At 65.3% G+C, this 26,883-nt stretch carries 24 protein-coding genes; 9 read left to right on the forward strand and 15 right to left on the reverse strand.

Going from position 1 to position 26,883, the window contains the following annotated elements; translation table 11 throughout:
* Positions 1 to 43 precede the first annotated feature (43 nt).
* Positions 44 to 1,405, reverse strand: a complete 1,362-nt coding sequence (locus tag OWC48_RS29445) for an ABC transporter substrate-binding protein (protein ID WP_282523129.1) — start codon at positions 1,403 to 1,405, stop codon at positions 44 to 46.
* A gap of 201 nt (positions 1,406 to 1,606) precedes the next feature.
* Here OWC48_RS29445 and OWC48_RS29450 point away from each other — a divergent pair, with 201 nt between their 5' ends.
* Positions 1,607 to 3,460 carry an ATP-binding protein gene (locus OWC48_RS29450; RefSeq protein WP_282523130.1) on the forward strand — a complete coding sequence of 618 codons (1,854 nt, stop codon included), beginning with the start codon at positions 1,607 to 1,609 and terminating at the stop codon, positions 3,458 to 3,460.
* A 66-nt stretch (positions 3,461 to 3,526) separates the two neighbouring features.
* Here OWC48_RS29450 and OWC48_RS29455 read toward each other — a convergent pair whose 3' ends face one another.
* Together OWC48_RS29455 and purB are read right to left on the reverse strand one after the other, a co-directional pair.
* Entirely contained in the window at positions 3,527 to 4,699 is a 1,173-nt protein-coding gene (locus tag OWC48_RS29455) for a M20 aminoacylase family protein (RefSeq protein WP_282523131.1), read from the reverse strand.
* Positions 4,700 to 4,817: 118 nt separating this feature from the next.
* Positions 4,818 to 6,125, reverse strand: coding sequence for an adenylosuccinate lyase (purB, locus tag OWC48_RS29460; protein ID WP_282523132.1), 1,308 nt, complete (start codon positions 6,123 to 6,125; stop codon positions 4,818 to 4,820).
* A gap of 566 nt (positions 6,126 to 6,691) precedes the next feature.
* Between purB and OWC48_RS29465 the strand changes: the two genes are divergently transcribed.
* Entirely contained in the window at positions 6,692 to 7,279 is a 588-nt protein-coding gene (locus OWC48_RS29465) for a TetR family transcriptional regulator (RefSeq protein ID WP_282523133.1), read from the forward strand.
* A 36-nt stretch (positions 7,280 to 7,315) separates the two neighbouring features.
* Here the strand turns inward: OWC48_RS29465 and OWC48_RS29470 are convergent, their stop codons facing one another.
* The 4 genes from OWC48_RS29470 to OWC48_RS29485 form a co-directional block, all read right to left on the reverse strand.
* Complete coding sequence (locus OWC48_RS29470; protein ID WP_282523134.1) at positions 7,316 to 7,606, reverse strand: hypothetical protein; 291 nt, start codon at positions 7,604 to 7,606, stop codon at positions 7,316 to 7,318.
* 102 nt (positions 7,607 to 7,708) lie between these two features.
* The gene (locus OWC48_RS29475) at positions 7,709 to 8,740 is read right to left on the reverse strand and encodes an MBL fold metallo-hydrolase (RefSeq protein WP_282523135.1); all 1,032 of its coding nucleotides are present in this window, start codon (positions 8,738 to 8,740) and stop codon (positions 7,709 to 7,711) included.
* A gap of 147 nt (positions 8,741 to 8,887) precedes the next feature.
* Positions 8,888 to 9,538, reverse strand: coding sequence for a response regulator transcription factor (locus OWC48_RS29480; protein WP_028158452.1), 651 nt, complete (start codon positions 9,536 to 9,538; stop codon positions 8,888 to 8,890).
* Positions 9,539 to 9,545: 7 nt separating this feature from the next.
* Entirely contained in the window at positions 9,546 to 10,916 is a 1,371-nt protein-coding gene (locus OWC48_RS29485; protein ID WP_282523136.1) for a sensor histidine kinase, read from the reverse strand.
* A gap of 200 nt (positions 10,917 to 11,116) precedes the next feature.
* Here OWC48_RS29485 and OWC48_RS29490 point away from each other — a divergent pair, with 200 nt between their 5' ends.
* The 5 genes from OWC48_RS29490 (at position 11,117) to OWC48_RS29510 (ending at position 15,466) form a co-directional block, all read left to right on the forward strand.
* A complete protein-coding gene (locus OWC48_RS29490) occupies positions 11,117 to 11,887 on the forward strand; it encodes a MotA/TolQ/ExbB proton channel family protein (RefSeq protein WP_212487398.1) in 771 nt (256 codons plus the stop codon).
* Positions 11,884 to 12,570 (forward strand): hypothetical protein, encoded by a 687-nt coding sequence (locus tag OWC48_RS29495; RefSeq protein WP_135215437.1) that lies wholly within the window; start codon positions 11,884 to 11,886, stop codon positions 12,568 to 12,570. The genes OWC48_RS29490 and OWC48_RS29495 overlap by 4 nt, the downstream gene beginning before the upstream one ends.
* A complete protein-coding gene (locus OWC48_RS29500; RefSeq protein WP_282523137.1) occupies positions 12,563 to 13,168 on the forward strand; it encodes a hypothetical protein in 606 nt (201 codons plus the stop codon). The genes OWC48_RS29495 and OWC48_RS29500 overlap by 8 nt, the downstream gene beginning before the upstream one ends.
* Positions 13,169 to 13,285: 117 nt before the next feature.
* On the forward strand, positions 13,286 to 14,026 hold the full coding sequence (locus OWC48_RS29505) for a metallophosphoesterase family protein (RefSeq protein ID WP_282523138.1): 741 nt from the start codon (positions 13,286 to 13,288) through the stop codon (positions 14,024 to 14,026).
* 6 nt (positions 14,027 to 14,032) lie between these two features.
* Positions 14,033 to 15,466, forward strand: coding sequence for a bifunctional serine/threonine-protein kinase/universal stress protein (locus tag OWC48_RS29510; protein ID WP_282523139.1), 1,434 nt, complete (start codon positions 14,033 to 14,035; stop codon positions 15,464 to 15,466).
* Positions 15,467 to 15,557: 91 nt separating this feature from the next.
* Here OWC48_RS29510 and OWC48_RS29515 read toward each other — a convergent pair whose 3' ends face one another.
* Complete coding sequence (locus tag OWC48_RS29515) at positions 15,558 to 15,749, reverse strand: hypothetical protein (protein ID WP_282523140.1); 192 nt, start codon at positions 15,747 to 15,749, stop codon at positions 15,558 to 15,560.
* Between the two features lie 502 nt (positions 15,750 to 16,251).
* The gene (rpe, locus tag OWC48_RS29520) at positions 16,252 to 16,953 is read right to left on the reverse strand and encodes a ribulose-phosphate 3-epimerase (protein WP_135215441.1); all 702 of its coding nucleotides are present in this window, start codon (positions 16,951 to 16,953) and stop codon (positions 16,252 to 16,254) included.
* Between the two features lie 251 nt (positions 16,954 to 17,204).
* Here rpe and OWC48_RS29525 point away from each other — a divergent pair, with 251 nt between their 5' ends.
* Positions 17,205 to 17,987, forward strand: a complete 783-nt coding sequence (locus OWC48_RS29525; protein ID WP_282523141.1) for an EF-hand domain-containing protein — start codon at positions 17,205 to 17,207, stop codon at positions 17,985 to 17,987.
* Between the two features lie 157 nt (positions 17,988 to 18,144).
* Here the strand turns inward: OWC48_RS29525 and OWC48_RS29530 are convergent, their stop codons facing one another.
* On the reverse strand, positions 18,145 to 19,143 hold the full coding sequence (locus OWC48_RS29530; RefSeq protein ID WP_282523142.1) for a P1 family peptidase: 999 nt from the start codon (positions 19,141 to 19,143) through the stop codon (positions 18,145 to 18,147).
* A 54-nt stretch (positions 19,144 to 19,197) separates the two neighbouring features.
* Positions 19,198 to 22,050, reverse strand: a complete 2,853-nt coding sequence (locus OWC48_RS29535) for a PAS domain S-box protein (protein WP_282523143.1) — start codon at positions 22,048 to 22,050, stop codon at positions 19,198 to 19,200.
* 195 nt (positions 22,051 to 22,245) lie between these two features.
* Here OWC48_RS29535 and OWC48_RS29540 point away from each other — a divergent pair, with 195 nt between their 5' ends.
* Positions 22,246 to 22,632, forward strand: a complete 387-nt coding sequence (locus OWC48_RS29540) for a response regulator (protein ID WP_282523144.1) — start codon at positions 22,246 to 22,248, stop codon at positions 22,630 to 22,632.
* Positions 22,633 to 22,706: 74 nt separating this feature from the next.
* On the opposite strand, the gene OWC48_RS29545 is transcribed toward OWC48_RS29540, so the two are convergent.
* The 4 genes from OWC48_RS29545 to livM all read right to left on the reverse strand — a co-directional run bounded on the left by OWC48_RS29545 (position 22,707) and on the right by livM (position 26,873).
* On the reverse strand, positions 22,707 to 23,825 hold the full coding sequence (locus OWC48_RS29545; RefSeq protein WP_028147453.1) for a branched-chain amino acid ABC transporter substrate-binding protein: 1,119 nt from the start codon (positions 23,823 to 23,825) through the stop codon (positions 22,707 to 22,709).
* 161 nt (positions 23,826 to 23,986) lie between these two features.
* Positions 23,987 to 24,727, reverse strand: a complete 741-nt coding sequence (locus tag OWC48_RS29550) for an ABC transporter ATP-binding protein (protein WP_014494184.1) — start codon at positions 24,725 to 24,727, stop codon at positions 23,987 to 23,989.
* Positions 24,724 to 25,557, reverse strand: coding sequence for an ABC transporter ATP-binding protein (locus OWC48_RS29555; RefSeq protein WP_282523145.1), 834 nt, complete (start codon positions 25,555 to 25,557; stop codon positions 24,724 to 24,726). Before OWC48_RS29555 ends, OWC48_RS29550 begins: the two co-directional genes overlap by 4 nt.
* Entirely contained in the window at positions 25,554 to 26,873 is a 1,320-nt protein-coding gene (gene livM, locus OWC48_RS29560) for a high-affinity branched-chain amino acid ABC transporter permease LivM (protein WP_282523146.1), read from the reverse strand. The genes OWC48_RS29555 and livM overlap by 4 nt, the downstream gene beginning before the upstream one ends.
* Between the last annotated feature and the right edge of the window lie 10 nt (positions 26,874 to 26,883).

The raw sequence follows: 26,883 nt of genomic DNA on the forward strand, positions 1-26,883 counted from the left end.
TGTCCGCCGTGGCCACCTCTTCCGATCGGGCGACGCCCCGCTGCTACCCGCGGATCGCTGCATTGGCCCGTTCGGCCGCGCCCGTCATCGCATCCTTCGCCGATTTCGCACCGTTGACCACTTCATTCACGCCGATCATGAAGGCGTCCAGGATCAGTCTCGATTGCGGATGGAAAAGTACCGCCTTGGCGCGGTCGACGTCGGCATCCTGCAAGTTGGTCAGCGCAGCCTCGGCGGCCTGCGGGCCGAACGCCTTCTTGAAGCCCTCGCTCGACCAGGCCGACACGCGTGTCGTCGCCAGCCCCGCTGCCGCAGTCCGCAGCGAGGTCGCCTTGCTCGTCGCCCACAGCAGGAACAGGAAAGCCGCGCGCTTGTTTCGCGATTTGGAATTGATGCACGCCTGCCAGTGCGACATGAAGGGGACGGGTCCGCGACCGGCGAGATGCGGAAAGGTTGCAAACCCGGCCTGCTTGGCAACACGGCTTTTCACGGGATTGGAGATGTCGGTCGCGAAGTTGCTGCTGTCGATCGCCATGGCCGTCCGCCCCTGCAGGAAGTCGTCCAGCACGTGGTACCATTCGTAGCTGCCGACGCCGGCAGGCCCGGCCTGACCGAGCACCTGTCCGTACATCTCGACGGCCGCGATCCCCTCCGGGCTCGCGAAAGCGACCCTGTTGTGCTCGACCATGGCCCCACCGTAGGAGAACAGGAAGCCCATGGCTGGCGGGGAGGAATTGCCGCTGGCCTGGGCCCGCATCGCGATCCCCGACATCCCGTTGGTCTTGACTGCCTTGGCGGTGACAAGCAGCTCGTCGAAAGTCTGGGGTACCGGCTGGTCCTTGGCTGCCAGCGCATCCCTGTTGATGAACAGGGTCATCGCCTCCGAGGTAATCGGGACGGCGTAGCGTTCGCCATCCGACCACAGCGGGAAGGCTCGGGCCGTCTTGAGCAGGTCGCTCTCGTCATACCAGGCGAGATCGGTCAGCGACCTCATGGAATAATAGCCGTTCAGCGGCTCCACCCATCCGTTCGAGATGCCCTGGCCATAGGTCGTGAACATGAAGACGTCGGGCGTGCTACTGCCGCGGGCGAGCTTGACCGGCAGCGCGCCGAGGAAGGTGGTTTCCAGCTGGAAATCGATGGTGACGTTGATGCCGGTGAGTATGGTGAACTCCGGCAACAGCGGCGTGATCGCATTCGACCACGGATGGTTTGCGCCCGAAAGCGCGATCGTCTGTCCCGCAAATTGCTTCCAGTCGATCGCGGCGTTGGCGTAGGCCGCAGCGGTATCCTGGGCAAAGCTCCAGCGCGGCAGCGCGGTCAGGCCCGCGCCAGCCGCCCCCAGTCCCTTGATGAAACTGCGCCGGCTCGCCGGATGGCTCAATGAGTTTTCACCCTGCGCCATGATGATGCTCCTGGAATCAACCAAGGGCATTCATCCATAGCACAGGCATGGGGCGGCAGCCCTGCGACATCACGGCCCTCGCCCTGGTATATCCGATGAATGTCGGGTTCTCGACCTCCCTGAACGTGCTATTGTCCTATCATGCTCTGGCGTCGGCACCAGAACACGCGCGGTCACACGAGCATCGAAGACCTACGGCCAATGTCCGTTCCTGTTCGGGCCCTGCCTCTGCGATGGTTTGCTCGTCCGCTGATCCTTGCGGTCGCAGTGCTTGTGACCCTGTTTGCCGCGACCAGCTTCCTCGGCCTGCAATATTGGCAGGAGCGGCAAGCCGCTCATCACTTCATCGAGCATAGCCGCCAGATCCTCGAAACGCTCGATCGGCTGCGGGCCATCGTCGCGGAACTGGACACTGAAAGGCGCGGGTATCTCATGACCCTCGACCCCGCCTATCTCAAGGCCTACGGCGTCTCTGACGAAAGTGTACGGCGGGAGGCTCAGGCGCTGCAGACGCTGGTCGCGGACGATCCGTTGCAGGGCCTTCGGGCCGGACATCTGGCGCTGACCGTTACAGCCACGCTGCGCGAGATCGACGAGCTGCTGAAGACGGCCGGCACGTCCGGGATGGCCGCGCTCGCAATGATCCGCAGCATGGACGAGGTCCGCTCGCAAATCGACCAGATGGTGGATCACGAGCGCTTTCGGCTCGCCGACCGGGAGGCGCGCGCCGAAGCATTCGAGCAACGCTGGACCTGGCTGATCGCCGGCGCCGTCGTCCTCGTCGTCGCGCTGGCCGCAGCCGCGCTGGCGCTCGCACGGCTCGAAGCGAAACGGCGGCGGGAGGCGACCGAGCAGAACATCCAGCTCCAGAGTGATGTTGCAGCACGGGATATCAAGATCAGGCGCCTGTTCGATGCCAACATCATCGGCATCATCATCTGGGAAGTCGGGGGGCGCATTCTCGAAGCCAACGATGCCTTCCTCCGTATCGTGGGATACGACCGGGAAGATCTCACCGCAGGGCGCTTGCATCGGACCGACCTCACGCCACCGGAATGGCGCGACCGCGATTTGCAGACCGTGGCGGAACTGAAGCGGGTCGGGACGGCCCAGCCATTCGAGAAGGAGTATGTGCGGAAGGACGGAGGCCGTGTTCCGGTGCTGATCGGCGGGACCATGTTCGGAGAAGGTACGGATCATGGCGTCGGCTTTGTCCTTGATCTGACGGCTCTCAAGCGGGCGGAAGCCGAAGGCCGCGAACACGAGCGGCGCTACCGTGAAGCGCTGATGGAGCTCGCGCACGCCAATCGCGTCACCACGATGGGACAACTGACCGCTTCGATCGCCCATGAAGTCAACCAGCCGATCGCGGCGATCGTGGCGAACGCCGAGGCCGGGGTCAGTTGGCTGGGGGCGCAACCGCCAAATCTGGAGCGGGTTCGACAGACCTTCGACTGGATCACCGGTGACGGCATGCGAGCCGGCGACATCATCGGCCGGATCCGGGCGTTGATCAGGAACGCGCCCCCGCAAAAGGAGGCCCTGGAGATCAACCCGGCGGTGCTTGAGGTCATCGCGCTGACACGCAGCGAGGCGTTCAAGAACGGCGTCTCGGTGCGAACCCAATTTGCCGAGGGCTTGCCGCCCATTCAGGCCGATCGGGTTCAACTTCAGCAAGTGGTGCTCAACCTGATCGTCAACGCGATCGAGGCGATGGCCGCGGTCGGCGAGGGGGGACGGGAGTTGCTGATCAGCACCGGTCGGGTTGGATCGGACGGCGTCCACGTCACCCTGCGGGATTCCGGTCCGGGGCTGGATCCGAAGAATGTGGACCGCCTGTTCGAAGCCTTCTACACCACCAAGCCCACAGGCATGGGAATGGGTCTCGCCATCTGCCGCTCGATCATCGAAGCACATGGCGGGCGGATGTGGGCCGGCGCAAACGAGCCGCGGGGCGCCTTCTTCCAGTTCACCCTGCCTCTCGCGTCAGACGAGACCGCATCTCGCCTTCTGGAGGCGGATGAGCCGACGGGGCAACGCTCTGCGGCCCGATGACGGGCTCCGCGTGGCGTGGCCCTTTGGCGGGAATGTCGCCTGGGCCACGGCTGCTGCGAAGCGGCGCTAGCCCGCCGGCATCCGCGTCTCCACCAGGCGCGCCCAGTAGGAGGCGCCGTGGCCGAGGATGTTGTCGTTGAAGACATAGGCCGGGTGATGGCACTCGTTGCCGTCGCCCATGCCGACCAGGATCATCGCGCCGGGACGTGCTTCCAGCATGAACGAGAAGTCCTCGGCGCCCATCATCGGTATGAACTTGTCGTTGACGCGCTCGGCACCGACGATGTCGCGGGCGACGTCGGCGGCGAGGCCGGCCTCGCGCGCATGGTTCATCGTCACCGGATACATCCGCGAGTACTTGGTCTCGGCCGAGCCGCCATAGGCACGGGCGACGCTCTCGGCGACCTCGCCGATGCGGCGCTCGACGAGATCGCGCACTTCAGGATCGAGCGTGCGGACGGTGCCGCCGAGTTCGGCGACTTCAGGGATGATGTTGAAGGCCGTGCCGGAGTGGAATTGGGTGATCGAGATGACAGCGGACTTCAGCGGGTCGACGTTGCGCGCGACGATCGACTGCAGCGCGTTGACGATCTGCGAGCCGATCAGCACGCTGTCGACGGATTTGTGCGGACCGGCGCCGGCGTGGCCGCCCTTGCCGTGGACGATGATCTGGATGTTGTCGGAGGAGGCCAGCATCGCGCCGGGCGTGGTCGCGAAATGGCCCTCGGGCAGGCCCGGCATGTTGTGCATGCCGTAGACCTCCTGGATGTTCCAGCGCGTCATCAAGCCGTCCTCGACCATCGCCTTGCCGCCGCCGCCGCCTTCTTCCGCAGGCTGGAAGATCATGATCGCGGTGCCGTCGAAATTGCGCGTCTCGGCGAGATATTTGGCGGCACCGAGCAGCATGGCGGTGTGGCCGTCATGGCCGCAGGCGTGCATCTTGCCGGGGACCTTGGAGGCGTAGGCGACGCCCGACGTCTCCATGATCGGCAGCGCGTCCATGTCGGCACGCAGCCCGATGGTCTTGCCGGAGGCAGACTTGCGGCCGCGGATCACGCCGACGACGCCGGTGCGGCCGATGCCGGTCACCACCTCGTCGCAGCCGAATTCGCGCAAGCGATCGGCGACGATGCCGGCGGTGCGATGGACCTCGTAGAGCAGCTCCGGGTTCTCATGGAAGTCATGGCGCCAGGCGGCCATTTCGTCGGAGAGGGCGGCAACGCGATTGACGATGGGCATGAGGGGATCCGTTTCTTGTTCGTGGGGTGGGTCAGCGTAGCGTAACCCACCGCCGTGTCACGAGGAATGGTGGGTGATGCTTGCGGCTAACCACCCGGCAGCTTCTGCGGACGCGCGCTCAGCTCTCGCCGAACACGCGCTTGAAGATCGTGTCGACATGCTTGAGGTGGTAGCCGAGGTCGAACTGCTCCTCGATCTCGGCGTCGGTGAGATACTTCTTCACTTCAGTGTCCTTCTTCAGGAGCTGGAGGAAGTCGCCTTCGCCACGCCAGACCGGCATCGCGTTGCGCTGCACCAGCTTGTAGGCGTCCTCGCGGCTTGCGCCCTTCTGGGTCAGCGCCAGCAGCACGCGCTGCGAATGCACGAGGCCGCCGAGGCGGTCGAGGTTCTTCTGCATGTTGGCGGGGTACACCAGCAGCTTGTCGATCAGGCCGGCGAGGCGCACCAGCGCGAAGTCGAGCGTCACGGTCGCATCCGGGCCCATCATGCGCTCGGCGGAGGAGTGCGAGATGTCGCGCTCGTGCCAGAGCACGACGTTCTCCAGGGCCGGGGTCACATAGGCGCGGACCATGCGGGAGAGGCCGGTGAGGTTTTCCGACAGCACCGGGTTGCGCTTGTGCGGCATCGCAGACGAGCCCTTCTGGCCTTCCGAGAAGAACTCTTCGGCCTCCAGCACCTCGGTGCGCTGCATGTGGCGGATCTCCACGGCAAGGCGCTCGACCGAGGAGGCGATCACGCCAAGCGTCGAGAAATACATCGCGTGGCGGTCGCGCGGGATGACCTGAGTGGAGATCGGCTCGGGGACGAGGCCCATCGCCTTGGCGACGTGCTCTTCGACGCGCGGGTCGATCTGCGCGAAGGTGCCGACGGCGCCGGAGATGGCGCAGGTCGCAACTTCCTTGCGCGCCGCGATCAGGCGCTCCTTGGCGCGCGAGAATTCGGCATAGGCATAAGCGAGCTTGAGGCCGAAGGTGACCGGCTCGGCGTGGATGCCGTGGCTGCGGCCGATGGTCGGCGTCATCTTGTGCTCGAAGGCGCGCTTCTTCAGCGCGGCCAGCACCTTGTCGAGATCGGCGAGCAGGAGGTCGGCGGCGCGGGTGAGCTGGACGTTGAGGCAGGTGTCGAGCACGTCCGAGGACGTCATGCCCTGGTGTACGAAGCGCGCCTCGGGGCCGACGATTTCGGCAAGGTGGGTCAGGAAGGCGATGACGTCGTGCTTGGTCTCGCGCTCGATCTCATCGATGCGGGCGACGTCGAAAGTGGCGTCCTTGGCCTTGGCCCAGACCGTTTTGGCGGCCTCCTTGGGGATCGTTCCGAGCTCGGCGAGGGCGTCCGCCGCGTGCGCCTCGATCTCGAACCAGATCTTGAACCGGGTCTGCGGCTCCCAGATCGAGGCCATTTCCGGGCGGGTATAGCGGGGGATCATCAGACTGCTCCAGGAAGGTGGGCGGGCGGCCCAAGGGGGGCGGCGACCGGCCAAAATGCTTTTTACGCCGTGATTTAGCAGAGCGGGCAGGGCGAAACAAACGATCTGGACCCCGGGCGAGGGGGATCGGCGAGCTATCCACCGCCCCCGGAACTAGCCCAGGCTGAGGAGACGCCGCCCACAAAAATTAACTGTCAATCACGGATCATTGACTGACAGATATTGAAATCTGTCAGCGAGACGTGTATATCCGTTCTCGGACGCTCCGGTTGGGCGTCCCGCGGTGACCCGCCCGGGGAGCCCGAGGTCCGAAACATTTGCGGATCGCGGGACGTAATTCGGCGGTGGGGACCGCGGACGAATGGAGACTTAAGACAATGACGACCGAAATCATCAACTTCACCGGAACGATTGGGCATTGGCTCAATTTACTGGTTGCGCGCCAGATCGCGGCGCAGGCTGCAAAACTGCCTCATTAAGGCGAGAGCTTTCCGAAACGACCGGCACGGGCGCTTCGGAAGCAGCTCCATCGCCGGGTGAACCCTGAACGGGAACAAGGTGCTGGCATGAATGAAGCCGTTGTACTGACGCCGGAGCGGATCCTCGAAGTCACCGAGGACGTTCTGCGGCGCTACGGACTTGCCAAGGCCACCGTGGTTGACGTTGCTCGTGCGCTCGATGTGAGCCACGGCAGCGTCTATCGCCATTTCCCGAGCAAGGCCTCGCTACGCGAGGCCGTCGCCAAGCGCTGGCTGGATCGCATCGATGCGCCGTTGCTGGCGATCGCCGAGGAGCAGGGGCCGGCGCCTGTCAGGCTCGACCGCTGGCTGCGCACGCTGTTCGCCGCCAAGCGCTCGCGCGTGCTCGACGATCCCGAGATGTTCGACACCTATCTGACGCTGGCGCGCGAGGCCTGCGCCGCCGTCAAGTGCCACAAGGATACCATGATCGACCAGATCGCGTCGATCCTGACCGACGGCGTGAAGCAGGGCGTGTTCGAGGTGGGCGACGTCAAGGCCACCGCCCGCGCCATCTTCGATGCCACCGTCCGCTTCCACCATCCGGCCCATGCCGACGAGTGGAAGGATGCCGATCTGCCCGCCCGTGTCGATGCCACCCTGGGGCTGGTGCTGCGCGGATTGAAGGCGGCCTAGACCGACACGCTCCCTCCAAAACGCGCAACCGCCGATTCAGCCCTTCGCCTTGCGCAGCAGGGCCTCCTCGCGAAGGGGAGGCGAGAGGGTCGATTGCCTTCCGTTGGAAGATGGGACAACCGGCGGGCTCTCCGGATATGTGTTCACCGCGATTTCGACAGCGTCCTTCGACCGCTTCCGAATGCGGTAGAATGTAAGCTCCTGATCGAGCGCGGGGCAGCGGAAGTGGACGACGGCCGTATCTGGCAAGCGGCAGAGTTCGTCGATGAGCTCACCCACGGTGAGGAGCGGAGGATCGACGACCGTTCGGTGGATGGCCTTACTCATGGCGCAACTCCTTCACTCTGCTGCTAACCAAAGCGCGACGGTGTCGGTTCCATTCCGCTCGCCTCAAGCGCTGGATAAAGGTGCGAACTGCGCGCCGCCGCGCTAGAGCGCGGATCCCGACCGCTGGCTGCGCGACCGCAATATGCCGAACGGGTCTTCGCGCCCGGCCAGTTTCCGATATGTCGCAAGGTCGTCAAGCGTCGGACCTCCCCCGCGTCGGACATTCCCACTCGTTCCAACCGGAATCGACGTGCCGAGGCCGGCATAGAGATAGCTGTCGCCGAACGCCTTCTTGAGCGCGGCAAAAGTCGGCTCACCGGTGCAATGTCCCGGTGCTACGGCTTCGACCTTGAACCTGTCCTTCAGAGCGGTAACGACTTTCGCGATTGCATCGTCAGGCGCCACGACCAGATGAAATCCGCCTGCGATGAGATGAATCCTGGGATTGATACCGGTCGCCGCTTCGACAATGCGCTCGATCCCGGGGTGCGAACAACCGACCAGAAGGACTACGCCTTCTGCGGTGTTGACGGCCAAAGACAGCTCCTTGAGCTCTCTTGTCCCGGGCGCGTCGGAGATCAGCGAAATCAGCGTGATGCCAGGAGCAATCTCGGTCGTTTGATCGATCAGTTCGAAGTTTGCGTTGGCCCATGCCGAGCCGGACTTTATCACCGCTGGGGGCTTACCTCCGTAGTACCGCATCTCCGGCGGCAAGGCCTCGTCTTTCCGGAAGAAGCCGGAAGGCAGTGAAGAGCCGTAGATGCCAAATCCTTCCTTCGGCGCGTAGATCTTGACGGTCGGATTGACGCTCAGGACGTAGGACAAACCCGCCATATGATCGGAGTGGCGGTGCGAAAGAACGACAAAGTCGAGGTCCGAAAGGTTGACACCCCTGGCCTTCACGTTTGCCGCGAAGATTTCGGGGTCGTTACCCGTGTCGAACAACATGCGTTTTCCCGCGACTTCGACAAGGGCGGAAAAACCCCAGTCCTTTGTCATCGCGTCATTCGTGCCGAAGGCGTCATAAAGAATGGTGATCTGGTCTTTCGCCTCGGCTGCTGCGCTCTCGGTGGTTCCGATCGCGACAACGTTGAAGGCGATCAGTACGGCAAGAAGACTGTCCCTGATGTTCATGGAAGCGTCTCCTGTTGTCGTGCAAGGCATACAACGGGGGAACGAGGGCGGCTTCGAAGACGATCGAGCCTAGCACAATCTGAGAGCGACTGGAGACCTTCGTTGGGGCGGCCGGCCGGAACCAGATAGGCGTCCAGCCGCCAAGCTCTAGATTCGCGTCAGCCCGCAGCTCGCTGCCAGCCGCACGAGCTGTGCATCGGTGCGCGCGCCGGTCTTGGTCTTGATCAAATAGTGATAGTTCTGCACCGTCTTGACGCTGAGATTGAGATGCGCCGCGATCTGCTCGGTCGTCGCGCCGCCGGCGAATTGGCGCAGGATCTCGATCTCGCGCTCACCCAGTTGGTCCAGCGCCGAGCCCGCCGACAGGCTGTCCTCGGCCAGGATATGCGCGATGTCGTCGCTCATGGCGCGCTCGCCGCGCGCAACGCTGCGGATCGCGGTGACGACCGCGGAGGGTTCGCTGCTTTTGGTGACGAAGCCGCTGGCACCGGCGCTGAAGGCGGCTTTCACCAGCACGGCTTCGTTGTGCATGGTGAAGACGAGGATGCGTGCCCGCGGGCTGCGCGCGCGGATGTTGCGGATCGCCTCCAGCCCGCTCGCGCCGGGCATCGAGATATCCAGCAAGACGACATCAGGGTCGTGCGCCTTGAAGGCGCCGTAGGCATCGGCCGCGTTGTCGGCCTCCGCCACGACATGGAGATCGCCCTGGCTCTCCAGCACGCGCCGGTAGCCTTGCCGCACGATCGGATGGTCGTCGACCAGCAGCACGGAGATGCCTGTTGCCGCAACCTCGCTCATGTCGGCCTCACGCTGCGAGCGGAATGGTGGCGGCGACGCTGAGGCCTCCTCGCGCAGGCAGGATCGAGAGCGATCCGCCGGCCGCCGCGACCCGCTCGCGGATGCCGGTGAGGCCGAAGCCGGTCGACTGCGCCACGCGTGCGGCATCGCCGCCGCCGTCGTCCTCGACACGGATCAGCAACGCGTCGTCGTCACCGGCGCGCCGCTCGATGCGCAAGGAGATCTCACGCGCCGAGCTGTGGCGCAGTGCGTTGGTCAGGCATTCCTGCGCCACGCGATAGGCGGTGGTGGCGGCCGGGCCGCTGATGTCGGTGAGGTCGCCCCTGAGATCGAGCCGGATGGTCGGCTGCGCTGCGCTTTGCGAGCGCCAGCTGTCCACCAAATTGACGAGGCTGGCCTCGAGCCCGAGCTCCTCGGGCAGGGGATTGCGCAGGCGTTTGAGCGCATCGCGCAGCGAGGCCATCAGATGATGGGTGGCCTGCGAGATCATGCGCGCGTCCTGCGCGATTCCGTTATCCTTGCTCTCCTTCGCGCTGGCCGTCTCGATCGTGTTGGCGAAGGCGAGGATGGCGGAGAGATTTTGGCCGAACTCGTCGTGCAGCTCGCGGGCGAGCGCGCGGCGTTCGTCGTCACGGATCTCGATCAGCCGCCTTGTCAGCGCCGCGCGCTGTTCGGTGGCTTCCTCCAGCCGGCCGCCGAGCTCGCCGACGGCGCTGCCGATCATCGCCAGCTCCATGGAGCGGAAGCGCGGCAGTTTCGTGCGATACTGGCCCCGCGCCATGCGCTGGAGCGCGGTGACGATGGTGCGCGCCGGCGCCAGCGCGTGTGCGATGGCGAGCGACGCCAGCAGTGCGATCGCCGCCGCCATCAGCAGCGCGACATCGACCACGTTGAGGAGATACTCCCAGGCAAGCGAGATGGCCGCTGCGGCATCCGGCGTCGCGACGACCGTTCCGGCGGCTGCCGCGCGGGGACTGACCGGCCTTATCACTTCGGCGTGGCTGCCGAGGAAGATCGGTACGATCGCGGTGAACCAGTGCGGCGGCGTCTTGCCGAGCCCCGCGCTCTGGCCGCAGAGCGGTCTTTCGAATGCGATGGCCGGCTGGAACTCGACGCAGACGCCGGGCGAGATCAGCTTCATCGTCTCCAGGGTGCGCCACTCCGGAACCGGCAAGAGCTGCTCGCGCGTTCTGCTGCTGCGCAACAAGAACTCGTGCCAGTACAGGGCCTGAAGCGCCTGCGCGACCCGCTGCGCCGAGGCCGCGGTCGCCCGGTCGACGCTGCGATAGGCGTCGAACGTGGCCCAGACGGTCGCAGCGCCAAGGCAGAGCGCGACGATGAGAAGCAGACGGGCGACAAGCTGAAGCACGAGGCGCATGCGATCACCCTCAACGTTTGGTAAGGTCAGCCTAACAACGCCGCCGCGCCTTGCCAATTGCGGGGTTTGGGCCGGACTGCAGCTCGGGCAAATTTCCCAAGCTGGATTGGGCATGGCTCTTTGGACCGCGCGCGGCGGCTTTGATCTAATCGGGGTGGAATCGTTGCAGGCCAAACCCTGCAAGCCAGGAGCAGTGCAGCATGAGTTCGATGACGATTGGACCGATCGCGGGGTCTGCAGCCGATCCTTCCGAGCGCAGCGCGCTGCTGTTCTGGATGATCTTCACCGGGCTGTCGATCTTCGCCGTCGTGCTGCTGTGGCGCTTCGGCCTGATCCGTCTGATGCTGACCTCGGATCGCACCTACATTTCCAGCGTGATCGCGCTGCTCTATGTCGTCACCTGCGGCCACTGCTTCCTGCGGACACGGGCCATCGCCCGTGAAGGCGCGGCGGCGCGGCGCTGCCGGGCGGTGCTCGCGGCGCCCGGGGGCAGCAAGGTGCTCGACGGCAGCGCGGCCGCGCTGCCGCGCGGGCTGGTGCGGGACCACATCGAGAGCCTCGTGACGAAAGCGTCCGCGCAGGACTACCGGGCGGTCGACCAGACGCTGCTGCTGCGAACGCTGGCCGACCGGCTGCGCGGCTCCAACGGCTTCGGTGCCTTCGTCTCGGACACGCTGATGAAGCTCGGCCTGCTCGGCACCATCATCGGCTTCATCATCATGCTGGCGCCGATCGCGGGGCTGGATGCCGCCGACAAGGTCGCGATGCGCTCCTCGATGGGGCTGATGAGCGACGGCATGGCGGTCGCGATGTACACCACGCTGGCGGGCCTCGTCGGCTCGATCCTGGTCCGCATCCAGTATTACATGCTGGATGCCGCGACCCAGCGGGTGTTCTCGGACGCCGTGGTACTGACCGAGACCTATGTGACGCCGGTGCTGGAGCGCAAAGGCGCTGGAACCGCGTCATGATGGATGATTTCGGTCTCTATCCGCGCGAGGAGCCTTTCGATCCGCTCGGCGTAATGCTGTTCAAGGCGCTCCAGGTGATCGCCTTCCTGTTCTTCCTCGCGCTCCTCGCGGTGTCGCCCGATGCCAAGGACGGCAAGATCGATTCCAAGGCCGAGTTCATGATCACGCTGGACTGGCCGGACAGCCATCCAGACGATCTCGACCTGTTCGTGCAGGATCCCGCCGGCAACATCGCCTGGTATCGCCACCGCGAAGCCGGCTTCCTCACGCTCGATCGCGACGACCGTGGCGGGGCCAACGACTTCATCATGGTCAACGGCAAGAAGATCGCCTCGCCAATCCGCGAGGAGATCGTCACCGTCCGCGGCATCGTCGCCGGCGAATACACCGTGAATGTCTCGCATTTCGTGGCAACGACCGGCGAACCGGTCCAGGCCAATGTGAAGGTGCAGAAGCTCAATCCGACCGCGCAGGTGGTTTTCGACAATAAATTCACGCTCGATCACACCGGCGACGAGAAGACCGCGGTGCGGTTCCGGCTCGATGCCGAGGGCAAAGTGGTCAATGTGGACCAGCGGCCGAAATCGCTGCTGGAGACGTTCCGCAGCAGCTGGCGCAACGGCGCCGATCTCGACCCGCGGACGGGGGTGAGCAAGAACGCTGTGAGGGTGCGCCGTGACTAGCCTGCAGACGGTCATCCTCACGCTGTCGGTGGCCTACGCCGTTATCGGCGCGCTGCTGCTGGTCGTGCTGGTCTATGCGCGGCTGCACTGGGCGCTGAAGGCGGTTGCGGTGGTCGTGACCAGCGCCTTCTATGTCGTCAGCTTCACCGAGATGCGCGGGCTGCTCGGCTGGGCCAGCGCCGACCGGCTGCCCGCCACCTTCAAGCTGCTGAAGGCCCGCATCGTCGAGCCGCATTCGCTGGAAGGCGATCCCGGCTCGATCTATCTCTGGGTCGAGCAGCTCGACGAGGACAATCGCCCGAGCGGCATCCCGCGCGCCTTTCGTGTACCCTACAATGACAGGCTGGCCGACAAGACCCATGCGGCGGAGAACGAAATCGCGCTGGGACATCCGCAAGGCGGCCGCGCCGCCGATTTCGGCGGCGGCGATGGCAGCCTCATCGACATGGTCCGGGAATATGTGACGCCCAAGACCATTCTGGAGACCAGCGGCGGCGATTCCTCGACCGGCGAATTCCTGGCACCACCCGCCGGCGCGCAAGGCGCGGTGTTCACCCCGATTCCGCCGCCCAGGATGCCGCCGAAGGACGAGCAATAGGCTCTTCACCATCGCGACAGGGGCAAGCTGGAAAACGCACCCGCACTGGCGCATCTTCTTGACGTCTCTCAATTTGGCCTTATCGGCTTCCGATAAGACCTTTGGGGTGGAGGGTGCGTGCTTCTCGCTGTCTTCTCGGATATCCACGGCAACCGGCAGGCGTTCGAGGCCTGCCTGAAGCTTGCCCGCGCGAAGGGCGCGGAGCGGTTTGTCCTGCTCGGCGATTTCGTCGGCTATGGCGCCGATCCGGAATGGGTCGTGGATACCGTGATGGGTCTGGTCCGGGAGGGCGCCATCGCCGTCCGCGGCAATCATGACGAGGCGGTCAACACCACGACCGAAGCCATGAATGCGGAGGCGCAGATCGCGATCGAATGGACGCGCGGGCGGCTCGACGTCGCGCAACGGCGGTTCCTCGCCGAGCTGCCGATGCTGGTGGATGAGAAGGAGCGCCTTTACGTCCACTCGGAAGCCTCGAGCCCGCAGCGCTGGCACTATGTCCGTTCGACGGCGGATGCCGCCAAGAGCCTGATATCGACGCCCGCCCATGTCACCTTCTGCGGCCACATCCATCGCCCGGCGCTCTATTCGATGTCGGTGACGGCGAAGATGACGAGCCTCGTGCCCAAGACTGATGTTTCCGTGCCGCTCTTGCGCGGGCGGCAATGGCTGGTCGTGCTCGGGTCGGTCGGCCAGCCTCGCGATGGCGATCCATCCGCAGCCTTCGTGCTGTTCGACACCGTGTCGTGCCAGATCACCTATTGCCGCGCGCCCTACGACATCGCGAGCGCGGCGAACAAGATTCGCGAGAACGGCCTGCCGCCCTGGCTCGCCGACCGGCTGTTGCAGGGACGCTAGAGGCCGATGCCGCAACCCCTGGTCAAATCAGGCGCCGAGATTGACGGCTACACCATCGGCGAATGCGTCCATGCCGGCGGCATGGCGACGCTGTGGACCGTCACCCATCCCGGCATCGACGTGCCGCTGCTGATGAAGATTCCGCGGGTGTCGGAGGGCGAGGACCCCGCCGCGATCGTCTCGTTCGAGATGGAGATGATGATCTTGCCGCGGCTCGCCGGGCCGCACGTGCCCTCGTGTTTCGGCACCGGCGACTTCGCGCACCAGGCCTACGCCGTGATCGAGCGCATTCCCGGGACCACGCTCTACAAGCGGCTGCCCGACCTGCCGCTCCCGTACGAGGAGGCGCGGCAGCTCGTCGCAAAGATCGCCGCCGCGCTGGCCGATCTGCACCGGCAGAACGTGATCCATCACGACATCAAGCCGAGCAGCATCATGTTCCGCGATAGCGGCGAGGCGGTCCTGATCGATTACGGCCTGTCGCACCACAACCATCTGCCCGACCTGTTGCAGGAAGAATTCCGCCTGCCTTACGGCACCGCGCCCTACATGGCGCCCGAGCGGCTGTTGGGGGTACGCGACGATCCGCGCAGCGATCTGTTTTCGCTGGGTGTGCTGCTCTATTTCTTCACCACCGGCGAGCGTCCCTTCGGCGAGGGCGAGACGCTGCGCGCGATGCGTCGCCGGCTGTGGCGCGATCCGCATCCGCCGCGCGAATTGCGCGCGGACTATCCGCCCTGGCTTCAGGAGGTGGTGCTGCGCTGTCTCGCGATCGAGCCGGTGTGGCGCTATCCGACCGCGTCCCAGCTCGCCTTCGATCTCGCTCATCCGGAACAGGTCAAGCTCACTGCTCGTTCGGAACGGCTGAAGCGCGACCCCTTGAGCGTCGCCTGGCGGCGGCGCTTCAACCTGGGCGTCATGGCGCCACGCGCGAAATCGGACGTGGCCGCGCAAATCGCCTCCAGCCCGATCCTCGCGGTCGCGCTCGACACGGTGGAAGGCGCGGGCGAGCTGAACGAGGCGCTGCGCGTGACGACCGAGCGCATTCTCGCGACGCTGCCTTCGGCGCGGCTTGCCTGCGTCAACGTGCTCAAGCTCAACCGCATCGCGATCGACCGGAGGCTCGACGAGCAGGGCTCCAACAAGCATATCGACCGCCTGGTCGCGCTCCGGCATTGGGCGACGCCGCTCAAGCTGGATGAGAGCCGGCTGTCGGTTCACGTGCTGGAGGCCGTCGACCCCGCCGCGGCGCTGCTGGAATTCGCCGAGGTCAATCAGGTCGACCACGTCATCATCGGCGCACGACAGAGCTCGTTCCGCCGCACGCTGCTCGGCAGCGTCTCGGCCAAGGTGGCCTCGGAGGCGGCCTGCACCGTCACCGTGGTGCGGCCGCCGCGGATGGCTTCGGCGAAACCAGACGCCGGCGTCGTGTGGGGCTAAAGCATGATCCGGAAAAGTGCGAAGCGGTTTTCCGAAAAGATCATGCTTAAACAAGAACCTAAAGCGCGATCTCATCGCGCTTTAGGAAAGATCACGCCGCGCGGGCGGCGTGGACGGAGCGCTTGCGGCGGATCGGCCAGCAGAATTGCGGGCCGGGCTCGCCGTGATCCGCGCCGCCGCCGAAATACTGGATGATCTCGCGGCAGGGCTCGCAATTGAAGAGGTTACGCGACGCGGATGCCTTGGTCATTTCCTTCAGGCAGTTCGGGCAGTGCGGTTTCATCGAGCGTGGTCCAGAAAAGAATTCAATGCCGGCGCGGTGACCGGAGCGGGTGGTCCGGGTCCGCCATCTCGGGCCCGGTGTCGTCGCGCCTCTCGCCTTCGGTGCGTTCGAGCCGACCGAAGAAATAGTCGAGGTCAGGATGCGGGCGTCGCGGGATGCGGCACCTGCGCTTCGCTTGACGCTTCACGAGCGCGATCTGCATGGGCTCAGGCCCTGTACCAGTCGCGACGGACGATGCGGGCCGAACGTGCCGGGACCCTCGCCGGTCCGGCCGATGGGCCAAACACAACAAACGCACTGAAACCAAGCCACAACGCCACGCCAGTCCAAACCAGGGTCGTCGTCATGATGTGCTCCCGCGAAAACAGGCAAGAATCACTAGCGGTGATTTGCACGAATCAGGGAAGCCCGGAGGAGTACGGATCAAGGTTGCAATTTTAGGCATTGCGGGCCGCAACACCCGCAAGATCCGCAGCTTTTCAGCGAATGTCTTGCTTGCGCTTCAGATCGCTTCGCCGCGTGCGCCTGCGGCGGCGTTGCGGATCGCGGCGATGTTGGTCTTGTACGCTTCCTGCGTGCCGCCCTTGAACACGGAGGTGCCGGCGACGAAGGCGTTGGCGCCCGCCGCGGCCAGGGGACCCGCGACATCGGGACCGACGCCGCCATCGACCTCGATGTCGATCGGCCGTCCCGCCGTCATCGCGCGGATGTCGCGGATCTTGCCGATCGCGGAGGGGATGAAGGCCTGGCCACCGAAGCCCGGATTGACCGACATCACCAGCACGAGGTCGACGAGGTCGATGACGTATTCGAGCACGCTGATCGGCGTGCCCGGATTGAGCGAGACGCCGGCCTTCTTGCCGAGCGCGCGGATCGCCTGGAGCGAGCGGTGCAGATGGGGACCGGCTTCTGCATGCACGGTGATGTGGTCACAGCCGGCTTTGGCGAAGGCCTCGAGATAGGGGTCGCAGGGCGAGATCATCAGATGCGCGTCGAATATCTTCTTGGTGTGCGGGCGCATCGCCTTGATGACGTCGGGGCCGTAGGAGATGTTGGGAACGAAATGACCGTCCATCACGTCGAGATGGATCCAATCGGCGCCGGCCGCGTCCACCGCGCGCACCTCTTCGCCGAGCTTGGAGAAGTCCGAGGCGAGGATCGAGGGCGCGATGGCCAGGGGGCGGGGAGTGAAGGCTTGGGTCATGGCGCGGTGTCCCGTGGCGGCCGTGAAAGATGATGCTCGCCTAACATGGGCCTCTCCGCCGGGCAATGCAGGGGTGGTGTGCTTCCTGTGGGCGGAAATTTCTGCCGCGACCGGCATGAATTGCCGGTGTTCCCGGGCCGCGCCAGGCGTCGCGAAGGCGGATTTCATTGAGCTTTTTGCGCTGGCACGACGCTTGCTGACGTCACCGACAGAACATTGGCTGCGGCGTGCCGCATCGTTGGAGTTGTGCAATGTTGTTTGCCCTTGGTGCCGTATCGAGCGCGCTCGACGCGATCCAGTCGCTGACGAACTCGAAATCGTCCTCGTCGACCCAGAAGACGGGGTCTTCGCAGAGCGCGCCGACCAATCCGTTCGCGATCGACAGCGGCAGCAGCACGACCAGCGGCGCGACCTCGTCGGTCAATGCGGGCAAAACTCCGCAGATCTCGCCGGAGACGATGAACGCGCTGTTCGCCGCGCAGAGCCAGTCGTCCAGCAGCACCGGCAGCACGGCCGGCTCGAGCTCGACGTCTTCGACCCCGACGAGCCGCGACGCCGCGCTGAAGGACCTGTTCTCCCAGATCGACGGGGACGGCGACGGCAAGATCACCAAGTCCGAATTCGAGAACGCGCTGGGGGCCGGCGGCACCAACCTCGCGCAGGCCGACGACGTGTTCTCGAAGATGGATACGAATTCCGACGGCAGCGTCAGCCTGGATGAGATGTCGAAGGCACTGAAGAGCGGCCATCACGGCCAGCATGCCCACGGTGCCGGCGGCTCCGGCGACGGATCGGATTCCGCCTCGAAGGCGAGCGGCGGATCGACCTCGACCACGACGATCGCCGCCGACGGCTCGACCACCACCACCGTCACCTATGCCGACGGCTTCAAGATGTCGACGACGGTCCCGGGCGCCTCCAGCTCCTCTCGCAATTCGGCCTACGATCTGTTCGCGCAGTTGATGCAGCGGCAAGGCGGGCAGGGGCAAGGCCCCTCAGCGGCCGCCGGCTCGTCGATGTCGATGAGCGTGTGAGCTAAGAGCGATCCCTCGGCAAATGACGCTGTCATGCCCCGCGAAAGCGGGGCATCCAGTACGCCACGGCCTTCCGGTTCAATCACGACCGTCTCTGGAATACTGGATCGCCCGGTCTTCGCCGGGCGATGACACCTAATGTGTGACGGGCGTTTAACTACCCGCCGAACCGATCCTTCCACGCCGGCTGCGCGCCAGGGAACGGCAGCGCCGTCGCGCTGTACACGCCGCGCGCGATCGCGCGCGCGACAACGTTGGCGGCGACCGTGCCGAGCTCGGTGAGGCCGACCAGCGGCTCGATCGGCTTCTCACAGGTCGCAGCCGCAAACAGCACGTCGCCGTCGGTCGGGGCATGGACCGGATAGATGGCGCGGGCAAATCCGGTGTGCGCGATCATCGCCAGCCGCTTGGCCTGGGCCTTGGTCAGCGTGGCATCGGTGACGACGGCGCCGATCGTGGTGTTCTCGCGCGCGCTCGCGGCGGGGCCGCCCTTGATGCGCATCGCCAGCATGTCCGGCGTGAATTTGGCCGGCAGGCCGCGCCCGCCGAACTCGCCGTTGTCCTCGAACGGCGCCGCCCAGAACCACGGTCCCTCGCCGACGGTTGCGCTGCCAACCGCGTTGACGACAATGATGGCGGCGACCTTGATGCCGTTGGGCAGGACCGCCGAGGCCGAGCCGAGCCCGCCCTTGAAGGTCGCGGTGGTACAGCCAAGGCCCGCGCCGACGCTGCCCAGCGCGAAATCGTGGCGCGCGGCCACAGCTGCCGCGTAACCGAGATCGCGATAGGGCGCGAAGCGACCCCAGGCCTTGTCGCCGCCGTTGAGCAGGTCGAACACGATGGCGCCCGGCACGATCGGGATCACCGCCTCGCGAATCCGGAAGCCGCGGCCCTGTTCGGCAAGCCAGGCCTGGACGCCGCCGCCGGCCTCGATGCCAAAGGCGGAGCCGCCGGACAGTGCAATCGCATCGACGCGCTCGACCGTGCTGGCAAGGTCGAGCAGCGCATCCTCGCGCGTGCCGGGCCCGCCGCCGCGCACGTCGATCGCGGCGACCGCCGGGGCATCGAAGATGATCGCAGTCGTGCCGGAGGCTATTTTCGCATCCTCGGCATGGCCGACCCGGACGCCGGCGATATCGGTGAGCAGATTTTTCAAGGCCGGCACTCCATGCGCTTCAGGCATCAGCGATAGCGCACCGATGCCGCTCGCTCAACTCGCCAGCGCCGTCCTGAGCATCTTGGCAAGCTCGGATTTGCGGTAGGGCTTGGCCAGCAGCAGCACGCCGGAATCGAGCCGGCCGTGATGGACGATGGCGTTCTCGGTGTAGCCCGAGGTGAACAGCGTCTTCAGGTCGGGACGCCGCCGTACCGCCTCGTCCGCGAGCTGGCGGCCGTTCATGTGGCCGGGCATGATGATGTCGGTGAAGAGCAGGTCGATGCCCTTGTCGGCATCGATGATGGTGAGGGCTTCGGCCGCGTTGGCGGCTTCGAGCGCGGCATAGCCGAGGCTCTTGATCTGGGTCACGACATATTGGCGCACCAGGGCGTCGTCCTCGACGATCAGGATCTTCTCGTCGCCGCCGGCGATGGGCACGTTCTGCAGCGACTCGTACTCGGTCTCCTGCACGCCGCTCGAGCGCGGCAGGTAGATCTTCACGCTCGTGCCGTGGCCTTCCTCGCTGTAGATCTTGATGTGTCCGCCGGACTGCTTGACGAAGCCGAACACCATGCTGAGCCCGAGCCCGGTGCCCTTGCCGACCTCCTTGGTGGTGAAGAACGGGTCGAACACCCGCTCCATCAGGTCCGGTGGAATGCCGGTGCCGGTGTCGCTGACCGCGATCATCACGTAGCTGCCGGCGACGACGTCGGGATTCATGCTGGCATAGCCGTCGTCGAGGAAGATGTTGCGGGTCTCCAGCACCAGTGTGCCGCCGTCCGGCATGGCGTCGCGCGCGTTCAGGGCGAGATTGAGGATCGCGGTGGAAAGCTGGCCCGGGTCTACCAGCGCCGGCCAGGCATCCTCGGTGAGCTGCGGCATGATGGTGATCTGCTCGCCGAGGGTCGGGTGCAGCAGCTTGGCGGCCTCGAGCGCCAGCGCATTGACGTCGATCTCGCGCGGCTGGAGCGGCTGCTTGCGGGCAAAGGCGAGCAGGTGCTTGGTCAGTTGCGCGCCGCGTTCGGCGGCGTCGTCGATCAGCTTGGTGATGGCTGCGAGCTCGGGACGGTCGGCCACCGCATCCGCGAGGATGCCGATCGTGCCGGTGATGACGGTCAGCACGTTGTTGAAATCGTGCGCGACGCCGCCGGTCAGCTGGCCGATGGAGTCCATTTTCTGGACCTGCCTGAACTGGGCTTCTGCGGCCTGCTTCTCGGTGAGGTCGCGGCCGATGAAGAAATGGCGCTTCACCGGCTCCGACCAGGTCCCCATCCAGTTCAGCGTCACCTCGTGACCGTCGTAGTGGTAGTAGCGCGCCTCGAAGCTGCGCTTGACCGCGCCACGCCGCGCTGCGCGCATCTCGCTGCGGGTGTTGTCGAGGTCGTCGGGGTGAATGAACTCGATGGCGCTGTGCCCGATCATGTCCTCCGGCTTGTACCCGAGGATGTCCTTCACGCTCGGGCTGATCTGGATGAAATTGCCGTAACCGTCCGTCACGAGGATCAGGTCCTGTGAGGTCTCGAAGATGCGCTGGCGCTCCTCGATCTCGCGGTTGAGGGCGGATTCCGCCCGCTTCCGTTCGGTGATGTCGCGGGCGACCTTGGAGGCGCCGATGATCTTGCCGTCGGTCGATCGCAGCGGGACCTGGCTCAGCAGGACGTCGATCGGCTGGCCGTTCTGGTGCAGCCGCACGGTCTCGTACTGGTCGATGAGCTCGCCGTTGCGGGTGCGGGCCAGCATTTCGGCGACTTCCTCGCGCTGCCCCTCGGGCATGATGATATCGACCTGGCGGCCGATCGCCTCGCTGGCGGAGTAGCCGAAGACGCGCTCGGCCGCCTTGTTCCAGGACGTGATGGTGCCGTCGAGCGACTTCGTGATGATGGCGTCGTTGGAGGACTCGACGACGGCGCTGAACAGCCGCTCGCGCTCGGCATAATAGTTCCGCTCCGAGCTCGACTGCCGCTGCAGCGCGCCGACCATGCCGGCCGTGTTGGCCTGGAGACGCACGTTCTCGATCAGCAGCACCGCGAGCACGAAACTCGAGGCACCGAGGCCGTAGAGCCGGCCGGCATAGAAGCCGAGGTCGAAACGCGCGACGTTGACGATCGCCGACAGCGCGATGTCGAACAGCCAGGCACACATCGTGACCATGAGCCAGACGTCGATCACCGTGTGCGGCTTGCGAAACCAGAGCGTGACCAGCGCCGCGAAGCTCAGGGACCACACGAACGACACCACGCCGATCATGGTGGGGGTGTAGTGGCCGTCCTTGAGCAGGACCGGCAGCAGGCCGTGCTGCGCAGTCACCAGCCAGGCGAAGACGGTCAACGCGACGAACACGCCGGCGACGGAGAGCGCGATCGCGGGAGCCGTCGCGCCCGCAATCCTGTTGATGCCTTTGCCGTCCTTGAGCCAGGCATAGGCCAGCACGAACAGCGGGAAACCGCCGTGCCAGATCATGTAGAGCCAGACGGTGGTCTGCGAGCCTGCACCGAACAATCCGGCCGGGGCGAACAGCCCGGGGAAGGTGAGGGCGTGGGTCACCGCGGCGCCCGCCGTGAACAAATAGCCGGTCGACAGCAGCAGCAGCGCGCGGCTGCCCAGCACGGCGAACTGCGACAGCAGCAAGACGGCAGTGATGATGTCGATGACCGCGAGCGCCGACTGGTAGCTCGCCACGAAGGCCGGCACCTGTACGAGCGGCAAGCCCGCAAACGGTACCGCCAGTGCGAACAGGATTGCGGAGATGCCGACGATCGCCAACGCAGCCCTGCGATCGCTTCGCGTAGCCGGCAAGGTCGACAGGAATGTGCTTCGGTCGTTAGGCGCTAGCACGTCGATCTCTCGTAAGCCGGCATGATCACCTCCTACGTCAATCTCTTCCGGCCGGGAAGCGGCTACCTGCATGGTAGCCCGCTCCGGGCGCGCATCCTGACAGAAAGCGCATGCGACTCAACCGAAGGTTACAGCTTAATTAACTTGGAGTGGGACTTGGAACAGGTAACTGGTAAGAGGTGATTTACCGGGACAGACCCATACTGCCTTGCCGGGCACTTGCGGTGAATTGAACCAAATAATGATAGGTATCCGGGAGTTGTTCCCATGCGCCGTGTCCTCGTTGTCGACGACCAGAAGGAGGTCCGCGCCATGGTCGCGATCGTGCTTCGGGTCAACCGTTTTGACGTCGTCGAGGCCGAGAGCGGCGCAGCGGGCCTGAAAGCCTTCGGCGAGGGCGCTTTCGATGCCGCGATCGTCGATATTTTCCTGGCCGACACCAGCGGCGTCGACGTCATGGTGGCCATTCGCGAGCGAGTTCCCGGGTTTCCGATCGTCGCGGTCTCCGGCATGACCGCGCTGGATTTCATGGGCGAGGCGCCTGGTCTGCGCGACGTGGTATGCCTGCAAAAGCCATTTCGGCCGAACGATCTCCTGCAAGCGCTTCACAAGGCCCAGGCCGCGGCGGGCGGCGAGCTCTCCGCAGCCGTGTGACCGTATGGCGAAAGAAAACGCCCCGGCGAACCGGGGCGTTGGATTGATCTGATTAAAAGGTCAGGCATCCTGTCTCAGGTGCCGTTGCCCTTGATCTCGGCGTAGCCGCCCTTGGCGTCCCATTTGTAGACGACATAGTCGAGCTGCTTGATGTCGCCCTTGGCGTCATACTCGATCGGGCCGATCACGGTGTCCCACTTGCCGGCCTTGATCGCCGCCATGACCTTCTTGGCGTCCGTGGTGCCGGCCTTCTTGGCCGCCTGCGACCAGACCTGCATCGCCGCGTAGGTGTAGAGCGTATAGCCCTCGGGATCGATGTTCTTGGCCTTGAAGGCGTCGACGATCTTCTTCGCGGTCGGCTTGTTGCGCGGATCGGGGCCGAAGGTGAACAGCGTGCCTTCGCCGGCCGGACCGGTGATGGAGGCGTACTCCTTGTCGGCGAGCGCATCGCCGGCCATCAGGATCGTCTTGAGGCCCTGGTCACGCATCTGGCGCAGGATCAGGCCGCTCTCCTGATGGTAGCCGCCGACATAGACGAGGTCGATGTTGTCGCGCTTCAGGCGCGAGACGATCGCGTTGAAGTCCTTGTCGCCCTTGTTATAGGACTCGTACATCTTCTCGGTGATGCCGGCCTTGTTGAGCGCCTTCTTGGTCTCGTCGGCGAGACCCTTGCCGTAGGTGGTCTTGTCGTTGAGGATCGCGATGTTCTTGCCCTTGTAGTTCTTGGCGATGTACTGCGCCGCGACCAGGCCCTGCTGGTCGTCACGGCCGCAGACGCGCGCCACGTTCCAGAGTCCGCTGTCGGTGAACTTCGGATTGGTCGAGGCGGGGGTAATCTGGAGCACGTTGCCGTCGGCATAGGCTTCGGAGGCGGGGATCGACGACGATGAGCAATAGTGCCCGGCCACGAACGGGATTTTCGCGCCGGCGATCTTTTCGGCGATCGAGCGCGCCTGCTTCGGGTCGCAGGCGTCGTCCTCGACGTTGAGCGCGAGCTTCTTGCCGTTGACGCCGCCGGCGGCGTTGATGTCAGCCACGGCCATCTCGGCGCCGTTCTTCATCTGGCGGCCGAAGGCGGACTCTCCGCCGGTCATCGGGCCTGCGACTGCGACGGTGACATCCTGCGCGAAAGCCGCGCTCGATAGCGCGATCGACGCGCCGAATGCCAGACCGATGAGCTTCAGTGATTTCATGAGATACCTCGCGGGTGGTCGACTGTGGAAGTTGCCGGGTACGCCCGGTCCAAACCGGCGCCATTCTTGAATGAATCTCGGGAGAAGTCACCGGCAAAATACGGGCATTGGCGGAGATATCTCGCCACATTCGGCCGCACGGGCTCCGCCGTCGGGCAACCTCAGCCGTGCCGGCCGCCTTCCAGGTAGGCGGCGCGAATCTCGGGGCGCTGCAACAACTCGGCGCCGGTCCCGGCCAGCGTGATCAGGCCGTTGACCATGACGTAACCGCGATGGGCGAGCTTCAGCGCATGGTTGGCGTTCTGCTCGACGATCAGGACCGTCAGGCCGTCCTGGCGGTTCAGGGTGCGGATCGCATCGAAAATCTGGCGCGCGATCAGCGGCGCCAGCCCGAGCGAGGGCTCGTCGAGCAGAAGCAGGCGGGGGCGGCTCATCAGGGCGCGGCCGATTGCCAGCATCTGCTGCTCGCCGCCGGACAGCGTTCCGCCGCGCTGGGCGTAGCGCTCCTTCAGCCGCGGGAACAGCGTGAACACGCGTTGCAGCGTGGCCTCGCGTTCTGCGTCGGTGCAGCCGGTGGCATCCGCCCCCATCTGGAGGTTTTCCGCCACGCTCATGCGCGGGAAGATGCGGCGGCCTTCCGGCGATTGCGCGATGCGCAAATGGGCGATCTCATGGGTGGGAACGTCGGTGATGTCGCGGCCTTCGTACAGGATCTGGCCGGCGCGGGCGCGCGGCTTGCCGAAGATCGTCATCATCAGCGTCGACTTGCCGGCGCCGTTGGCGCCGATCAGCGCGACGATCTCGCCGGCGCTGATCTCGACATCGACGCCCTTTAGCGCCTCGATCTTGCCGTAGGCGGCGCGCAGGCCCCGGATCGACAGCAGGGGAGCGGACGACGTCACGACCCGCTCTCCATCACGGCCACGGCCTCTTCCTCGTCGGTGCCGAGATAGGCGGCGATCACCTTGGGATCGTCGCGGATTTCGCGCGGAGAGCCTTCCGCGATCTTGACGCCATGGTCCATCACCACGATGTGGTCGGAGATCTCCATCACGACCGACATGTCGTGCTCGATCAGCAGGATCGAGGTGCCGAGCTCGTTGCGGATCGAGAGAAGGAGCTCGCTCAAAGCTGCGCTCTCGCGCGCGTTGAGACCCGCGGCGGGCTCGTCCAGGCACAAAAGCGCGGGCTCGGTGCACATCGCGCGCGCAATCTCGAGCCGGCGCTGGTCGCCATAGGCAAAATTGCCGGCGGCATCGTCGGCGCGGTCGAGCAAATTGACCCGCTTCAGCCAGTCGGTGGCGAGGTCGATCGCGCGCTTTTCGGCGTCGCGGTAGCCGGGCGCGCCGATGAGGCCGAGAAAGGTGAAGCCGGAGGCGCGCATCAACGCGTTGTGCTGCGCCACCATCAGGTTTTCCAGCGCGGTCATGCCGGGAAACAGGCGGATGTTCTGGAAGGTGCGCGCGACCTTGGCCTGCTTGGCGATGCGGAAATCGTTCAGCCGCTCCAGCGCAATCACCTTGCCGTCGTCATGGGTGAGGCGAATGGCGCCGCCGCTCGGCTTGTAGAAGCCGGTGATGCAATTGAACACGGTGGTCTTGCCGGCGCCGTTCGGTCCGATCAGCGCGGTGATCTTCTTCCGCTCGGCCGCGAACGACAGGTCTTGCACGGCGACGATGCCACCGAAGCGCATGGTCAGCCGGTCCACACCGAGAATCTTGTCGCCGCTCATCCGTGCCCTTCCTTGACGAGGTCGGAGGAGATCGCCTGCGCCTTGGTCAGATACACGGTCGGCGCGCGATGGCCGATCAGGCCGCGCGGCCGCCAGATCATGATCAGCACCATCGCCATGCCGAACACCAGCATGCGGTAGGTCTCGAGGCTGCGGAACAGTTCGAAGCCGCCGATCATGGCGAGCGCGGCGAGCGCGACGCCGAGCTGCGAGCCCATGCCGCCGAGCACGACGATGGCGAGCACCAGCGCCGATTCCTGGAAGGTGAAGGATTCCGGGCTGATGAAGCCTTGGCGCGTCGCGAAGAACGCACCGGCAAAGCCGCCGAACATGGCGCCGGTCGCGAACGCCGTGAGCTTGGTGGTCGTGGTGTTGATGCCGAGCGCGCGGCAGGCGACCTCGTCCTCGCGCAAGGCCTCCCAGGCGCGGCCGATCGGCAGGCGGCGCAGCCGGATCGTCACCCAGTTGGTGAGCAGCGCGAGCGCCAGGATCAGATAGAACAGGAAGACGATGCGGTGGGTCGGCGAATATTCGATGCCGAGCCTGGCGGCGAGCCCGTTGTCGCTGTTGTCCAGCGGGATGCCGAAGAACGAGGGGCGGGGAATGCTGGAGACGCCGTTGGGGCCACCGGTGAGGCTCTGCCAGTTGATGATGACGAGGCGGATGATCTCGCCGAAGGCGAGCGTCACGATGGCGAGATAGTCGCCGCGCAGGCGCAGCACGGGGAAGCCGAGCAGCACGCCCCAGAACGCGGCGAGGATGCCGGCAAGCGGCAGGCAGACCCAGAACGACCAGCCGAAATTGGTGGCAAGCAGCGCGTAGGAATAGGCGCCCACCGCGTAGAAGGCGACGTAGCCGAGATCGAGCAGGCCGGCGAGCCCGACCACGACGTTCAGCCCCCAACCCAGCATCACATAGGTGAGCACGAGGATCGCGAGGTCGAGGATGTAGCGCTGGTCATAGAAGATCACGGGCACAAGCACCGTGAAGATCAGGAGCGCGGGCGCCAGGTAGCGGCCGACGAACGACATTCCGCTCCGCACCGCCGGCGGCACCAGCTTCTCGGCGCCGGTCGGACCGATCCATTGCCTGAGCAGCCCGAGCACGATCGAGCCGCCGAACACGGCGGCAACGAGGGAGGCGACCTCGCCGAAGCGTGTCCAATAGGTGAGCTGGCCGTCGGAACCCGCTTCGGTGCGGACGCCGACCATCAACGAGAACAGCACCAGCGCGATCAGGGCGTTGACGAAGGCCGTCTTCAGCAGAGCGGGGATGTCCGTTGCAGGTTTGGCCGTATTGCTCGAGAGAACTGTCACGCGGCGACCG

The sequence above is a fragment of the Bradyrhizobium sp. Arg816 genome (assembly GCF_029989365.1).
Lineage (GTDB): Bacteria > Pseudomonadota > Alphaproteobacteria > Rhizobiales > Xanthobacteraceae > Bradyrhizobium.

Coding starts and splice junctions, on each gene's coding strand:
- OWC48_RS29445 (WP_282523129.1), bottom strand. CDS start 1,405: ATGGCGCAGGGTGAAAACTCATTGAGCCATCCGGCGAGCCGGCGCAGT.
- OWC48_RS29450 (WP_282523130.1), top strand. CDS start 1,607: ATGTCCGTTCCTGTTCGGGCCCTGCCTCTGCGATGGTTTGCTCGTCCG.
- OWC48_RS29455 (WP_282523131.1), bottom strand. CDS start 4,699: ATGCCCATCGTCAATCGCGTTGCCGCCCTCTCCGACGAAATGGCCGCC.
- purB (WP_282523132.1), bottom strand. CDS start 6,125: ATGATCCCCCGCTATACCCGCCCGGAAATGGCCTCGATCTGGGAGCCG.
- OWC48_RS29465 (WP_282523133.1), top strand. CDS start 6,692: ATGAATGAAGCCGTTGTACTGACGCCGGAGCGGATCCTCGAAGTCACC.
- OWC48_RS29470 (WP_282523134.1), bottom strand. CDS start 7,606: ATGAGTAAGGCCATCCACCGAACGGTCGTCGATCCTCCGCTCCTCACC.
- OWC48_RS29475 (WP_282523135.1), bottom strand. CDS start 8,740: ATGAACATCAGGGACAGTCTTCTTGCCGTACTGATCGCCTTCAACGTT.
- OWC48_RS29480 (WP_028158452.1), bottom strand. CDS start 9,538: ATGAGCGAGGTTGCGGCAACAGGCATCTCCGTGCTGCTGGTCGACGAC.
- OWC48_RS29485 (WP_282523136.1), bottom strand. CDS start 10,916: ATGCGCCTCGTGCTTCAGCTTGTCGCCCGTCTGCTTCTCATCGTCGCG.
- OWC48_RS29490 (WP_212487398.1), top strand. CDS start 11,117: ATGAGTTCGATGACGATTGGACCGATCGCGGGGTCTGCAGCCGATCCT.
- OWC48_RS29495 (WP_135215437.1), top strand. CDS start 11,884: ATGATGGATGATTTCGGTCTCTATCCGCGCGAGGAGCCTTTCGATCCG.
- OWC48_RS29510 (WP_282523139.1), top strand. CDS start 14,033: ATGCCGCAACCCCTGGTCAAATCAGGCGCCGAGATTGACGGCTACACC.
- OWC48_RS29515 (WP_282523140.1), bottom strand. CDS start 15,749: ATGAAACCGCACTGCCCGAACTGCCTGAAGGAAATGACCAAGGCATCC.
- rpe (WP_135215441.1), bottom strand. CDS start 16,953: ATGACCCAAGCCTTCACTCCCCGCCCCCTGGCCATCGCGCCCTCGATC.
- OWC48_RS29525 (WP_282523141.1), top strand. CDS start 17,205: ATGTTGTTTGCCCTTGGTGCCGTATCGAGCGCGCTCGACGCGATCCAG.
- OWC48_RS29535 (WP_282523143.1), bottom strand. CDS start 22,050: ATGCAGGTAGCCGCTTCCCGGCCGGAAGAGATTGACGTAGGAGGTGAT.
- OWC48_RS29540 (WP_282523144.1), top strand. CDS start 22,246: ATGCGCCGTGTCCTCGTTGTCGACGACCAGAAGGAGGTCCGCGCCATG.
- OWC48_RS29545 (WP_028147453.1), bottom strand. CDS start 23,825: ATGAAATCACTGAAGCTCATCGGTCTGGCATTCGGCGCGTCGATCGCG.
- OWC48_RS29555 (WP_282523145.1), bottom strand. CDS start 25,557: ATGAGCGGCGACAAGATTCTCGGTGTGGACCGGCTGACCATGCGCTTC.